Source organism: Leucobacter sp. M11, from assembly GCF_035726885.1.
Lineage (GTDB): Bacteria > Actinomycetota > Actinomycetes > Actinomycetales > Microbacteriaceae > JAPFRB01.
The window spans coordinates 7583-21663 of the sequence record NZ_JAPFRB010000003.1 but is presented as its reverse complement, the minus strand read 5'-3'; the positions used below and the strand labels follow the sequence as shown (position 1 = coordinate 21663).

Genomic DNA, 14081 nt, shown 5'->3' with positions numbered 1-14081 from the left:
TGTGTGGGACGGAACTCGGGACATCTGTGTCCTCCGAACGTGAGAAGCGGACACCCAGCCGGGACCAGATTGCCAGGCTCCGGGGTGGTTATCAAGTCGCCCCCGTGCGTTGTGCGGGCGCGATCAGGGCGGCTCCGCACCGGCTCCGAGGACGGAGCGGCGACACGCCGAGCCGAGTTATCCACAAGAAAGAAATATTTGTGCACAACAGCCCGCAAGCTTGTGGATAAGTGTCGAGGTTTCGGCGGAATCTCGGCATAAGTTTTCCCCAAGCAGCGTTGTTAATGGTGGACAGTTCGGTGGAAAACTACATTGCTGTAACTACAGCATGTTGTGGTCGTGCCCCGTATGGTTCACTATATGTAGTGCCTCGGCCGAGGCGCGGACGTTTTCAGCGAAGGGGATCTTGACGTGGCAATCACCGTTTACACCAAGCCGTCTTGCGTGCAGTGCACTGCGACCTACCGGGCTCTCGACAGCAAGGGCATCGAGTACAACGTGCTCGACCTTTCGGAGGACGCCGCGGCGCTCGAAGCCGTCAAGGAGCTCGGCTACCTGCAGGCCCCCGTCGTGGTCGCCGATGACGAGCACTGGTCCGGGTTCCGCCCCGACAAGATCGCCGAGCTCGCCAGCCGCCTCGGCGACTAGGCACCGGCCTCCCCAGAGCAACCGAAACCACCGAGAGCGAGAGGAACGCGGGAAGGAGCGACCAGTGACTGATCTGGTGTACTTCTCCAGCGCTTCCGGAAACACGCACCGGTTCGTTGAGAAGCTCGGGATCCCCGCGCTGAGGATCCCACTGCTCCCGAAAGAGGAGCCGCTGGTCGTCACCGAGCCCTTCGTGCTCGTGGTCCCCACCTACGGGGGCGGACCGGAAACCAAGGCCGTGCCGAAGCAGGTCATCAGGTTTCTGAACGACGAGCGCAATCGCCGACACATCCGCGGCGTGATCGCGGCAGGCAACACCAACTTCGGCGACGCGTACGGGATCGCGGGCGACATCATCGCCCGGAAGCTCAACATCCCGCACCTGTACCGCTTTGAGCTTTTTGGCACACCGGACGATGTGCGCATCGTTCACGAGGGATTGGAACAGTTTTGGACACAGCAGTAATGGAATCCTCAAAGGTCAGCGAGATGGACTACCACTCGCTGAACGCGATGCTGAACCTGTACGACGCCGATGGCAACATCCAGTTCGATAAGGACCGCGAGGCCGCGCGCCAGTACTTCCTGCAGCACGTCAACCAGAACACGGTCTACTTCCACTCCCTCGAGGAGCGCATGCGCTACCTCGTCGACAACGAGTACTACGAGCAGGCCACGCTCGACATGTACGACTTCTCCTTCGTCGAGAGCCTGACGGATCAGGCCTACAAGATGAAGTTCCGCTTCCAGACCTTCCTGGGCGCCTTCAAGTTCTACACCTCCTACGCGCTGAAGACCTTCGACGGCAAGCGGTACCTGGAGCGCTTCGAGGACCGCGTCGTGATGGCCGCCCTCGGCCTCGCCCAGGGCGAGGAGCAGCTTGCCCGTGACCTCGTCACCGAGATGCTCTCTGGCCGCTTCCAGCCCGCCACCCCGACCTTCCTCAACACGGGCAAGGCGCAGCGCGGCGAACTCGTCTCCTGCTTCCTGCTGCGCATCGAGGACAACATGGAGTCGATCTCGCGCTCCATCAACTCCTCCCTGCAGCTCTCCAAGCGCGGCGGCGGCGTCGCCCTGCTGTTGTCGAACATTCGCGAGGCGGGTGCCCCGATCAAGAAGATCGAGAACCAGTCCTCCGGCATCATCCCCGTGATGAAGCTCCTCGAAGACAGCTTCAGCTACGCGAACCAGCTCGGCGCGCGCCAGGGCGCGGGCGCGGTGTACCTCTCGGCGCACCACCCCGACATCATGAGCTTCCTCGACACCAAGCGCGAAAACGCCGACGAGAAGATCCGCATCAAGACCCTCTCCCTCGGCGTCGTGATCCCGGACATCACCTTCGAGCTCGCGAAGAAGGGCGAGGACATGTACCTGTTCTCCCCCTACGACGTGGAGAAGGTCTACGGCGTGCCCTTTGGCGACATCTCCGTCACCGAGAAGTACTACGAGATGCTTGACGACGCCCGGATCACGAAGACTAAGATCAACGCGCGCCAGTTCTTCCAGACGGTCGCCGAGCTCCAGTTTGAGTCCGGCTACCCCTACATCATGTTCGAGGACACGGTGAACCGGGAGAACCCGATCGCCGGCCGCATCAACATGTCGAACCTCTGCTCCGAGATCCTCCAGGTGAACACCCCCACCACCTACAACGAGGACCTCAGCTACGACGAGATCGGCAAGGACATCTCGTGCAACCTCGGCTCCCTGAACATCGCGAAGGTGATGGACGGCGAGGACTTCGGCAAGAGCATCAACACCGCGATCCGCGGGCTCACCGCCGTCAGCAACATGAGCCACATCGGCTCCGTGCGCTCGATCGAGGACGGAAACGACCAGTCCCACGCGATCGGCCTCGGCCAGATGAACCTGCACGGCTACCTCGCCCGCGAGCACATCTTCTACGGCAGCGAAGAGGGCATCGACTTCACGAACATCTACTTCTACACGGTGTTGTTCCACGCGCTCAAGGCCTCGAACCAGATCGCCATCGAGCGCGGCGAGACCTTCGGCGGCTTCGAGAACTCGACCTACGCCTCCGGCGTCTTCTTCGACAAGTACACCGACCAGGAGTGGCTGCCCGCCACGGAGAAGGTGCGCGGCCTGTTCGCGGACTCGAACGTCGCGATCCCCACCCAGGCCGACTGGGCTGAGCTCAAGGCCAGCGTCATGGAGCACGGCATCTACAACCAGAACCTGCAGGCGGTTCCGCCCACCGGCTCCATCTCCTACATCAACAACTCGACCTCCTCGATCCACCCGATCGCCTCCCGCGTGGAGATCCGCAAGGAGGGCAAGCTCGGGCGCGTGTACTACCCGGCGCCGTTCATGACGAACGACAACCTCGAGTACTACCAGGACGCCTACGAGATCGGCGCCGAGAAGATCATCGACACCTACGCCGCGGCGACGCAGCACGTCGACCAGGGCCTGTCGCTGACGCTGTTCTTCAAGGACACCGCCACGACCCGCGACATCAACAAGGCGCAGATCTACGCGTGGAAGAAGGGGATCAAGACGATCTACTACATCCGCCTGCGCCAGATGGCTCTCGAGGGCACCGAGATCGAGGGCTGCGTCAGCTGCATGCTGTAACCGGGGTGGGCTGCGCGGTGCTCTCCGCGCGGCCCCTCCCCGCACCGGGTGCCACCGCACCCGACACCAGGAACACACCAGAGGTAACGAATGCTCGGCTGCGCCGGGCGAAGAAGGAAACAGGGCAATGGTCGAGAAGCTGAAGCTGGTCCAGGCGGTCCACGCGATCAACTGGAACAAGATTGAGGACGAGAAGGACGTCGAGGTGTGGCACCGCCTCGCGAACAACTTCTGGCTGCCCGAGAAGGTGCCGCTGTCCAACGACGTCCAGTCCTGGGCGACGCTCACCGAGGACGAGAAGACCATGACGATGCGGGTCTTCACGGGCCTGACGCTGCTGGACACGATCCAGGGCACCGTTGGCGCGGTCTCGCTGATCCCGGACGCGGCCACGCCCCACGAGGAGGCCGTGCTCACGAACATCGCGTTCATGGAGTCCGTGCACGCGAAGAGCTACTCCTCGATCTTCTCGACGCTCTGCTCGACGCCCGACATCGACGAGGCCTTCCGCTGGTCGGAGGAGAACCAGAACCTGCAGCGCAAGGCGCAGATTATCCTCTCCTACTACCACGGTGATGACCCGCTGAAGCGCAAGGTGGCCTCGACCCTGCTCGAGTCCTTCCTATTCTACTCGGGCTTCTACCTGCCGATGTACTGGTCCAGCCGCGCCAAGCTCACCAACACGGCCGACCTCATCCGCCTCATCATCCGCGACGAGGCCGTGCACGGCTACTACATCGGCTACAAGTTCCAGCGCGCGGTCGAGAAGGAGAGCGCCGAGCGCCAGGCCGAGCTGAAGGACTACACCTTCAACCTGCTCTACGAGCTCTACGAGAACGAGGTGCAGTACACGCAGGACCTCTACGACGGCGTTGGCCTGACCGAGGACGTCAAGAAGTTCCTGCACTACAACGCGAACAAGGCGCTCATGAACCTCGGCTACGAGCCGATGTTCCCGAACACGGTCACGGACGTGAACCCCGCGATCCTGTCGGCGCTGTCCCCGAACGCGGACGAGAACCACGACTTCTTCTCCGGCTCGGGCTCCTCCTACGTGATCGGCAAGGCCGAGAGCACGGAGGACGAGGACTGGGACTTCTAGTCCACCCCGACGCCCCGAGCGGGCGTCACCCCTGAGGGGCGGTGTCGCGGGCAGAAACCCGCGGCGCCGGCCCCGCACCGCACCGGTCTGGTGCGGTGATGCCTCGAGAGCCGCGCTCCGAGACGAGCCCATCCCCCCGATGCCGGACCCCGCCGCGATGCGCGGGAGTCGGCCAGGCGCCCGCGCGCCCGGCGGGGATTTGCCGTACCCGGGCGCTGCTGGAAAGCGCAAGAGATGATCTACGACGTGTATCAGGACGGCGACGACTGGGTGGCGAAGCGCGCCGGGTCCTCGCTCGTGTCCATCGTGGCCGCGAGCCGCGAAGACGCCATCGCGCGGGCCGAGGCCTTCCTCGCCCGCTCCGGGGGTGGCCAGGTTCGCGTGCTCGCCGCGGATGCGGCGACCGAGCCGACGAGAATCCCCGGAAACCCGCTGGCGAGTTGACGTTTTCTGCGAGGATCCGCCCCGAATGGCCGCAGAAATTGTCACCTCACGACGGGGCTTCCCTCGGCTTTGGCGCGCTCGATAGGGTGGGCGCATGAGTGAAGCCACTGCCTACTATCGTGACCTCGGCGACGGACGATTCGCCTCCACCCAGCACGCGCAGGGCGCCTGGCGGGAGGACGAACAGCACATGGGGCCCGCGACCGGGGTGCTCGTGCACGCGATTGCGGCGCACGAGCCGCGCGCGGGAATGCGGATCGGCCGCGTCAGCCTCGACATCCACGGCGTGATCTTCGGCGGGGACTTCGAGATCCGGGTGCGCACGGTGCGCCCGGGGCGCACGATCGAGCTCGTTGAGGCCGAGATGATCTGCCGGGATCGCACCGCGATTGTGGCCCGGGCCTGGCGGCTCGCCACGGGCGACACCGCGGCGGTCGCCGGCAGCGAGCTCACCCCGATCGCGGGCCCGGAGGGCCTGCCCGTCTGGTCGCACATGGCCGACGCCTGGGGCGGCGGCTACATCGACAGCGTCGAGTTCCGGCCCCTCCCCGGCCACCGCGAGGGCAAAGCGACGGCTTGGCTGCGCAACGGTCTCGACATGGTCGAGGGCGTGCCCACGAGCCCCCTCGTACGCCTGCTCGGCATGGCCGACACGGCCAACGGTATCGCGACCCGGGTCCAGCCCGGCCCGGGCTCCTGGATGTTCCCCAATGTTGACCTGCAGCTACACCTGCTCCGCGAGCCCGTGGGGGAGTGGCTCGGCCTCGACACGGAGCAGAGCTTCGGCGCGGACGGCATCGGCCTGACCAGCTCCGTGCTGCACGACATCGAGGGCCCCTTCGGCCGCGCGGAGCAGCTGCTCACCGTGCGCCCGCTGCCCGCCGGATAGCGTTCTCGCCCGGGGCGAACTCCCATCCGAATCCCGTGCCCAGCTCCTAAGCTGGGGGTATGGTCCTGCCCAGAAGAGCGGGGCCGGGACAGTGCCGGGGGCTGCGCATCCGTGGTCACCGGACACGCGAGTGGAAGGTTGGGCCGCGATGCGCGCCGTCACGTTTGCGAAGCCGGGAACGGTTGAGGTCACCGAGAAGCCGGTGCCCGAGATTGCCCCGGATGAGGTTCTGGTCAAGATCGGCGGGGCGGGTCTCTGCCACTCCGATCTGCACATTCTGCACATGCCCGCGGACTCCCCGCTCATCGGGCGCACCCTCGGCCACGAGAGCGCCGGGTGGGTAGAGCGGCTCGGCGAGCAGGTCACCGGATTCGCCGTGGGCGACGCCGTCCTCGTCAGCCTGATCTGGGGGTGCGGGCAGTGCGCGAAGTGCCTCGCGGGCCAGGACAACCTCTGCGAGGCGACCGGGGACCGCACCCGGATGCCGAAGTCGCCCGGAATTGGGCCGGAGGGCGGCATGGCCGAGTACCTCGCGGTCAAGGCGAGGCACCTCGACCCCATCGGGACGCTTGACCCGGTGGCGGCCGCCCCGCTCGCGGACGCAGCGCTGACCCCGATGCACGCGATTAACAGCGTCCGGCACGCCCTCACGAGCGACGCGACCGTGGTCACGATCGGCCTGGGCGGGCTCGGCCACCTGGGCCTGCAGATCCTCGCGGCCACGACCGGCGCTCGCATCATCGCGCTCGACACCGACGAGGCCAAGCTCGCCGCCGCCCCGGGCCACGGGGCCGATATTGCGCTGAAGAGCGATGGCGAGGCCGCCGCGAAGATCCTGGAGCTCACGAACGGGCTCGGCGCCGATGTCGTGCTGGACTTCGTCGGCGTGCAGCCCACGGTCGACCTGGCCACCGCCGTGATCGGCGCGGGCGGCTCGCTCCGCTTTGTCGGCCTGGGCGGGGGATCCTTCCCCTACGTTGCCGGCACCGGCTCGCTTCCCTGGGGCGTGAACATCGAGCGCTCCTTCGGCGGCACCCGCTCCGAGCAGCGCGAGGTCATCGCCCTCGCGCAGGCGGGCAAGATCGGCGCGGACATCGTGCGTTACCCGCTCGACGAGGCCCCGCAGGCCTTCGCCGATCTGGAGGCCGGCAAGGTCCCCGGCCGCGCGGTGCTCATCCCGTAGCCCGGCGCGACACGCGACACGCCGCCCTCGCCGGTGCCCAGAGGCACCCGGGGGCGGCGTTTTGCGTCCCGCAGAGGCTCGACCGGGTCGCGGCTCAGGCCCAGCCGACCACGATTCGCGCGGCTTGCTCTGGCACCGTGACATCGACCCCGGTCAGCTCCGCGAAACGCCGCAGCCGGTTCGCGAGGGTGTTGCGGTGACAGAACAGCTGCTCGGCCGAGTCGTTGATGCTCCCGGTGCGCAGGAAGGCGGCCGCCGCCTCGACGAGGCGCACCCGCTCGGCCGGGCGGCAGCGGTCTAGCGCACGCTGGACCTCGCCGGTGAGATCGAGCCCCGAGGCTCCGAGGCGACGCTTCGCGAGCCTGGCCCAGCCTCGACCCAGATCCAGCGCGGTGGTTTCTTCGGGAGCGAGCAGGCTCGCGAGTTCCAGGGCGGTGGCGGCGCTTGACCGTAGATCACGCAGACCGCCCGGCGCTGTCGCGAGCCCGATCCGTGCCTCGGCGGCCAGCTCGGAGAGCGTCGCGCCCGGGCTTCCGGGACGCTCGTCGCTCGGCCAGAACGCGATGAGTCCGTCGCTGAGGTGATGGCTGTGGGCGGTCGCTCCCAGTTGGGCCGCGGTCGCCACGAGCAGCCGAAGCCCGGGTAGATCTTCGTTGCTGGCGGCAGCCACCGAGTAGGGAGCTTCCGGCTCGAGGTCGAGTTCCGTCGCGATGAGCGCGAGCCGCGACGGGGTGGGCGCGCTGTCCTGGAACAGGCTTGCGAGGAAGCCCTGGTGAATCGACCGCGTCTCGTCGTGCATCCGCCGCTGCTCGGCGCTGTAGGCCACCCGAGTCTGGCTGGCGTACCGGTCGACCGCATGCCAGACCCGGAAAGCCCGCCGCACGAGGAGGGAATCGTCACCGGGTTCGGCGATCTCGGTGAGCGCACTCCAGAGGATGGAGAAATCGAGTCGGATTGCTGTCATCAGAGACTCGATGGGGATACCGGCCCGTGCCCGGGTCACCCCGACATCGGTGGCGACCTCGAGGCGGGTGTGCGGCTGGTCCTCCTCGCTGCGCAGCCCCTCGGTGATGACCTCGAAGGAGAGGGTGCCGGTGCGGCGAATCTCAGACAGGGGGATCGGGGGCGGATCGTAGCCGGGGACTTTCTGGATCTGCTCGACAAAGGCATCGGTGAGATCGTCGATGTCGAGCTGATCGAGCAGCTTCGACCACCGTCGGTCATCAGCGCCGGAGATCATGTTTTCGATGTGTGGGGCGCTCAACGGAGCATCATTGGTCACCATGCGCGCAGTTTATGTGCATTTGCACCGTTTGTCACCGAAAGCTCGTCCTGATCCCGTCTGCTCCGCGACGGCGAAGTTTGAGAGCCTGGAGGAGCTGACCCCCGAGCCTCAGGGGGAACATTCTCAACGAGGAGAACTAACATGAGCGATCCCGCAATGTCCCCGAACCTCGAAGCGTCTGCGGTCCGGGAATTGACGGTCAAGGACGCGAACAAGGTAGCGCTCGGGGCCCTGATCGGCACCGCGATGGAGTGGTACGACTTCTTCCTGTTCAGCGCCGCCGCAGCGCTGGTCTTCAACGTGCAGTATTTCTCGACAGAGAACGCGACTGCCGCCGCGATGGCCTCTTTTGCCACCTTTGGGGTCGGCCTCCTGGCCCGCCCCCTCGGCGGGATGATCTTCGGGGCGATGGGGGACCGAATCGGTCGCCGCCGAGTGCTGATGGTCACGATCGTCGGCATCGGTATTGTGACCGGGCTGATCGGCATGCTGCCGACCTACGCCTCGATCGGCATCGCCGCCCCGATCCTGCTCGTCCTGTTGCGCGTCCTCCAGGGCCTGTTCGTCGGAGGCGAGTGGTCCGGCGCGATGACGATCGTCGTCGAGAACGCCCCGCTCGAAAAGCGTGCGCGATACGCGGCGATCCCGCAGATCGGCTCCCCGATCGGCACGATCCTCTCCTCGGGCGGCTTCTTCCTCATGACGCTCTTCTTCTCCCAGGAGAACTTTGACGCGTTCGGTTGGCGTATCCCGTTCCTCGTGGCGATCCCGATGCTGTTCATCGCGCTCTACATTCGGAGCAAGCTGGAGGAGTCCCCCGTCTTTACCGAGCTTCTGGAACAGGGAGCCACGTCGAAGAGTCCCATTCGGACGACGCTCCGGGAATCCTGGAAACAAATCCTGATTGGGATGGCCGCCGGGTTGCTCGGGATCGGGGGCTTCTACCTCGTGACCGCCTTCGTCGTTTGGTACGGCGTGAACGTGCTTGGATACTCCTCGCGACTCATGCTCCTCGGCAGCATTATCGCCGCAGTGGTGGAAATTCCCGTGTTGATCTTCGGCGGCAGGCTTGGTGAACGGTTTGGGGCCAGCAAGGTGATCACCTACGGCGGGATCCTCTCCGCGATCGTCGCGGTGCCCTGCTTCTTCCTGATTGAAAGCGGCAGCGACCTCCTCGTGATCACCGGCATGACCATTGCGGTTGCGGCGCTGTCGCTGCCCTACGCCGCCTCTGGCACGGTGATGACCGGTCTGTTCCCGGCGAAGACGCGGTACACCGGGGTTGGCTTTGCCCAGAACGTCGCCGGGATGATCTCGGGCTTTATCCCGCTGGGGGCGACCGCGCTGGTCGCGGCTGCGGCGGATCACTGGTGGCCCGCCGCGGCGATGCTGGTCTTCCTCTCGTTGTTCACGGCGGCCGCGGGCATCCTGACCCCTCGGATGAGCGTGGATCTGCCCGGATTCAAACACTGAATGAGCGCCGTAGGCTGCGCGGTCGCACACCCAGCACAGAAGGAGCAACGCACATGAGTACCCCAAGCGAGAACGTGAGCCGGGTCCCGGAGTCATCCCGGTCCCGGCATCGGGTGGCCGGTTCCGGACCGGTGGGAGGAAACGCATGAAGCTCGATCTGATCGTCCGGGCGCGTGACATCGTCACAATGGCGGAGGAGCGGCCGAGCGCCGCCGCGATGGGGGTGTTCCACGGCCGGATCGTGGGCTTCGACGAGGAGTTGGACGGCTGCTCCGCGACCCGAGAGATCGACTACGGCCCCGCGGCCATCGTGCCCGGCTTCATCGACGCCCACTGCCACACCACCTGGTGGGGGCTCGGGCTCGCCTCGGTCGACCTCAGCCCCGCGCGCGGGCTGGAGGAGCTGTACGCGACGCTGGCCGCGGAGGCGGCGCGCCTCGCGGGGGATCCGGCGGGCGCGGGGGCCTGGCTCAACGGCACGGGCTTCAACCACAAGCACCACGGCGGCGAGTACCCGGACATCGAGCGGCTGGACGAGATCACCGGGGACCGCCCGCTGTACCTGCGGCACGTGTCCGGTCATCTCTCGATCACGAACACGGCGACCCTCCGCCTGGCCGGGGCGCTCGAGCCCGGCTTCGCGGATCCCGTCGGCGGCAAGGTGGTCCGGGACGCCGCGGGGCGGCCAACCGGGGTCGTGGAGGAGGCCGCGCAGGGGCTGATCCAGGGGATGCTCCTGCCCTACTCGGTGCCCCAGATCGTGGGCGCGCTCGACGCGGCGACGAGCCGCTACGCCCGCGAGGGCATCACGAGCTTCACGGAGGCGGGCATCGGGGGCGGCTGGATCGGGCACAGCCCCATCGAGGTCGAGGCCTACCGGCAGGCCCGGGAGAGCGGACGCCTGCACGCCCGGGCCCAGCTGATGCCCGCCCTCGACGTGCTGGGCGAGATCACCGCGCACGCGAGCGACCTCGCCGGGACGGGGCGGGGGCGCGGCCTCGACCTGGGCATCGGCGCTGGCTTCGGCGACGAGTGGGTGCAGCTTGGCCCGGTGAAGGTGTTTCTGGACGGCTCGCTGCTCGGGGTGACCGCCGCGGTCACCGAGGACTACTGCGGGCACCCGCACGCCTCGGGATACCTGCTCGACGAGCCGGAGGCCTACCGGGAGCGGGTCCGGTCCGCGTACCGGGCGGGCTGGCCGCTCGCGCTCCACGCGATCGGGGACGCCGCGATCGACCTGGCGTTGGACCTGATCGAGGAGTGCCGCGAGCGCTATGGCATGAACCGGCTCCCGAATCGCATCGAGCACTTCGGCATTGCCCGGCCGGAGCAGGTGCGCCGCGCGGCCGCCCTGGAGGTCGCGGTGACCCCGCAGGCGGGGTTCATCGGCCCGCTCGGCGATCAGTTCGCGGCGCTCGTCGGACCGGAGCGGGAGGGCTGGCTCTACCGGGGCCGCTCGCTGGTCGACGCCGGGGTGCTCATCGCCGGGTCCTCGGACCTGCCGGTCGCCGACAACAACATCCGCCGCGGGATGCAGTCCGCGGTTGACCGGCGCACGGAGCTGGGCCGCGTCCTCGGCGGGGCCGGGGAAGGGCTCACCGCCGAGGAGGCGCTCCGCACCCACACCGAGTGGGCGGCCCGGGCTACGGGCACGCTCGCCGAGCGAGGCACCCTGGAACGCGGCAAGCTCGCGGACTTCGTGGTGCTCTCGGGGTCCCCGCTCACCGCCCCGGACATCGCCGCGCTGGAAGTGCTCGCGACCGTCGTCGGCGGGTCTCACAGCTACGAGGCGGATCCCCGCCCGGCCTGAGTTGCCGAGCTGCGCACCCGCGCTGAGCGAGCGGCCGCGCGCCGCGGCTCAGGCCCCGCCTCCGCCGGAGGCCCCATCGCTGTCCCGAATATTCCCTGACGGACCCACCGTCCAGATCGACCCTGAGGAGACCTCATGACCACGCAACAGCCCACCGAGCCCACCGCCCGCAGCAGCGCCCACCCGGAGCAAGACGCCGAGTTCCTGAACCATTTCCGCTCCATGAGCCAGATCGGGGCGACCGCGGGCGGCGGCGTCGACCGCCAGGCGGCGACGCTGGCCGACGGGCAGACCCGGCACTGGTTCCGTGGCATCGTGGAGAGCCTCGGCATGACCGTGCACTACGACCGGGTGGGCAACCAGTTCGCCCTCCTTGAACTGGTCCCGGGCGCCCCCTTCATCGCTCTCGGCTCGCACCTCGACTCGCAGCCCCTCGGTGGGCGCTTCGACGGAGCCTACGGCGTGCTCGCCGGGGCCCACGCCGTGATTCGCGCCTCGCGCGCCGCCGACGCTCAGGGCGCGCCCGCCTTCAACCTCTGCGTGGTCAACTGGTTTAACGAGGAGGGCTGTCGCTTCAAGCCCTCGATGATGGGCAGCGCCGTCTTCACCGGGAAGCTCGACGCGGACGCCGCCCTCGACACCGCTGATCCGGCCGGGGTCACGGTGCGCGAGGCGCTCGAAGCGATCGGCACGGTCGGGGACTTCCGCGTTGACCTCGCCGCCTACCTGGAGATCCACATTGAGCAGGGCCGCGTGCTGGAAGACTCCGGGATGACGATCGGCCTCGTCGAGTCGACCTGGGGCGCGAACAAGTACGAGTTCGTGGTGCACGGGGAGCAGGCGCACACCGGCGCCACCGTCATCGCAGACCGGCAGGACGCGCTCCTCGGGGCCTCGGCGATGGTGGTTGCCGCCCGCGCGGTCGCGAACGACTTTTCCACCCCCGACGCCGAGGTCATCACCTCCTGCGGCGAGTTCACGGTGTTCCCGAACTCCCCGGTCGTCGTCGCCAGCCGGGTCAGCCTGCTCATGGACCTGCGCAGCACCGACCCCGAGGCCCTCGCGCGCGCCGACGCCGCGCTCTTCGCGCGGATCCGGGAGATCGAGGTCGAGGCGAACGTCCGGATTGAGCGCGGGGCCGAGCACATCTGGGGGGCGAAGGCCTACGACGAGCGGGGTATGGAGCTCGCCGCCGCCTGCGCTGAGGAGCTCGGGCTGAGCCACCGCGTGGTGCGCACCCTGGCGGGGCACGACTCCACCAACCTGAAGGACCTCGTGCCCACCATCATGCTCTTCATCCCGAGCGCGGAGGGCATCAGCCACAACGAGAGGGAGTTCACCTCGGACGCGGACATGCTCGCGGGCGTTGACCTGCTCACCGCGGTCACCTCGCGGGTCCTGCGCGGGGAGTTCGTCCCGGCCCCCTAGTGCGGTACGGGGCGTCCGGGCGCCGCCGGGGCAGCGCGCGTCAGCGCTGCGCTGCCCCGGCCTGCCACTCGGGGGCGAGGATGGCGTACATCGCGAGGTCCGCCCACTCCGAGCGCTCCGGCGTCGGCCGGTGCCACTGCTGGGCACGCAACAGCGCCTCCCGGCGCATCCCCAGCCGCGCACACAGCGCCGCTGAGGCGGTGTTGCGGGTGTCGAGTCGGGCCACGAGCCGGTGCGCGCCCAGGTCCTCGAAGGCGAGGCGGAACAGCGCCCGCGCGGCCTCCCCGGCGTAGCCGCGGCCGCGGAACGCGGAGGAGAACACCCAGCCGACCTCGAAGGACGGGGCCTCCGGGTCGAGGAGCTGGAGCCGGAGCTGGCCAATGACGCGCCCGGCGTCGGGCCCCGCCGTGAGCTCGGCGACGAAGGTGCGCAGATCGCGCGGCTCGCGAAGCCGGGTGAGCCCGGCGCGCCGCCGCGTCTCGGCGGCGCCCTCCGCCTCGGTGCGCGCCGGCCAGGTGAGGAAACGCCGCACCTCGGGGTCCCGCTGGAGGTGCCAGAGGTCCGCCGCGTCCGCGGGCCGCAGCGGCCGAAGCCGGAGCCGTTCGGAGAGGCTCCCGCGGTCCAGCCGCGCCTCCGCATCCGCGGGGAGCCCGGGGCGTCCGCGGGGGTCCGGACCCAGGGTCGCGTCCGCAGCCGGCTCGGGCAGCGCGACGGGGGACAGTCCGCGGTCCGCGGCCACCATGCCCCAGAGGCTCAGATCGGTCCACTCGCCGCGGACGTCATCGGCTTCCTCCTGCCGGGCGAGGCCCTCCGGCCGCATCCCCAGTCGAGCGCAGAGCCGGGCAGAGGCGGTGTTGCGCGGGTCGAGGTGGGCGACGAGCTTGGCCGCCCCCAACGTGTCGAGGGCGAGGTCGCGCACCGCTGAGCAGGCCTCGAGCGCGTAGCCCCGTCCCTGGGCCTCGGCCGCGAAGACCCAGCCCATCTCCACCCGGGCGGCGTCCCGGTGTTCGAGGCGCAGCATCACGTCGCCGACGACGCGGCCCGCGTGCTCGCCGACCGTGGGCACCACCGCGAGAAACACGGTGTCCCCGTCCGCGGCGAGGACCCGGTTCGCCGCCCGGCGGAGGGTGTGCTCGGCGGCCTCCTCCGGGCTGCGTTCCGGCCAGGGGATGTAGCGCAGCACCTCGGGGTCGGACTGGTACGCCCAGACCTCGGGGGCGTCGT

12 protein-coding genes are annotated in these 14081 nt (G+C 68.4%); 10 read left to right on the top strand and 2 right to left on the bottom strand.

Going from position 1 to position 14081, the window contains the following annotated elements; translation table 11 throughout:
- The first annotated feature begins 411 nt into the window (after positions 1-411).
- The 7 genes from nrdH (at position 412) to OOT08_RS08215 (ending at position 6861) form a co-directional block, all read left to right on the top strand.
- A complete protein-coding gene (nrdH, locus tag OOT08_RS08245; RefSeq protein ID WP_325092154.1) occupies positions 412-648 on the top strand; it encodes a glutaredoxin-like protein NrdH in 237 nt (78 codons plus the stop codon).
- Positions 649-712: 64 nt separating this feature from the next.
- On the top strand, positions 713-1114 hold the full coding sequence (gene nrdI, locus OOT08_RS08240; RefSeq protein ID WP_325092153.1) for a class Ib ribonucleoside-diphosphate reductase assembly flavoprotein NrdI: 402 nt from the start codon (positions 713-715) through the stop codon (positions 1112-1114).
- Positions 1114-3243: a class 1b ribonucleoside-diphosphate reductase subunit alpha gene (gene nrdE, locus OOT08_RS08235; protein WP_325092152.1), complete on the top strand. Its 2130-nt coding sequence runs from the start codon at positions 1114-1116 to the stop codon at positions 3241-3243. The genes nrdI and nrdE overlap by 1 nt, the downstream gene beginning before the upstream one ends.
- A gap of 127 nt (positions 3244-3370) precedes the next feature.
- Positions 3371-4345 carry a class 1b ribonucleoside-diphosphate reductase subunit beta gene (nrdF, locus tag OOT08_RS08230; RefSeq protein ID WP_325092151.1) on the top strand — a complete coding sequence of 325 codons (975 nt, stop codon included), beginning with the start codon at positions 3371-3373 and terminating at the stop codon, positions 4343-4345.
- 234 nt (positions 4346-4579) lie between these two features.
- Positions 4580-4789: a DUF2188 domain-containing protein gene (locus OOT08_RS08225; RefSeq protein ID WP_325092150.1), complete on the top strand. Its 210-nt coding sequence runs from the start codon at positions 4580-4582 to the stop codon at positions 4787-4789.
- Positions 4790-4883: 94 nt separating this feature from the next.
- The gene (locus OOT08_RS08220; RefSeq protein WP_325092149.1) at positions 4884-5678 is read left to right on the top strand and encodes a thioesterase family protein; all 795 of its coding nucleotides are present in this window, start codon (positions 4884-4886) and stop codon (positions 5676-5678) included.
- A 148-nt stretch (positions 5679-5826) separates the two neighbouring features.
- A complete protein-coding gene (locus OOT08_RS08215; RefSeq protein WP_325092148.1) occupies positions 5827-6861 on the top strand; it encodes an alcohol dehydrogenase catalytic domain-containing protein in 1035 nt (344 codons plus the stop codon).
- A gap of 94 nt (positions 6862-6955) precedes the next feature.
- Here OOT08_RS08215 and OOT08_RS08210 read toward each other — a convergent pair whose 3' ends face one another.
- Complete coding sequence (locus OOT08_RS08210; RefSeq protein WP_325092147.1) at positions 6956-8125, bottom strand: PucR family transcriptional regulator; 1170 nt, start codon at positions 8123-8125, stop codon at positions 6956-6958.
- Positions 8126-8287: 162 nt separating this feature from the next.
- Here OOT08_RS08210 and OOT08_RS08205 point away from each other — a divergent pair, with 162 nt between their 5' ends.
- From OOT08_RS08205 to OOT08_RS08195, 3 genes are all read left to right on the top strand, one after another.
- Positions 8288-9619: an MFS transporter gene (locus OOT08_RS08205; protein WP_325092146.1), complete on the top strand. Its 1332-nt coding sequence runs from the start codon at positions 8288-8290 to the stop codon at positions 9617-9619.
- A gap of 145 nt (positions 9620-9764) precedes the next feature.
- Complete coding sequence (locus OOT08_RS08200; protein WP_325092145.1) at positions 9765-11429, top strand: amidohydrolase; 1665 nt, start codon at positions 9765-9767, stop codon at positions 11427-11429.
- A gap of 135 nt (positions 11430-11564) precedes the next feature.
- A complete protein-coding gene (locus tag OOT08_RS08195) occupies positions 11565-12857 on the top strand; it encodes a M20 family metallo-hydrolase (RefSeq protein WP_325092144.1) in 1293 nt (430 codons plus the stop codon).
- A 40-nt stretch (positions 12858-12897) separates the two neighbouring features.
- On the opposite strand, the gene OOT08_RS08190 is transcribed toward OOT08_RS08195, so the two are convergent.
- A partial coding sequence (locus OOT08_RS08190; protein ID WP_325092143.1) for a GNAT family N-acetyltransferase occupies positions 12898-14081 on the bottom strand: 1184 nt, incomplete at its 5' end.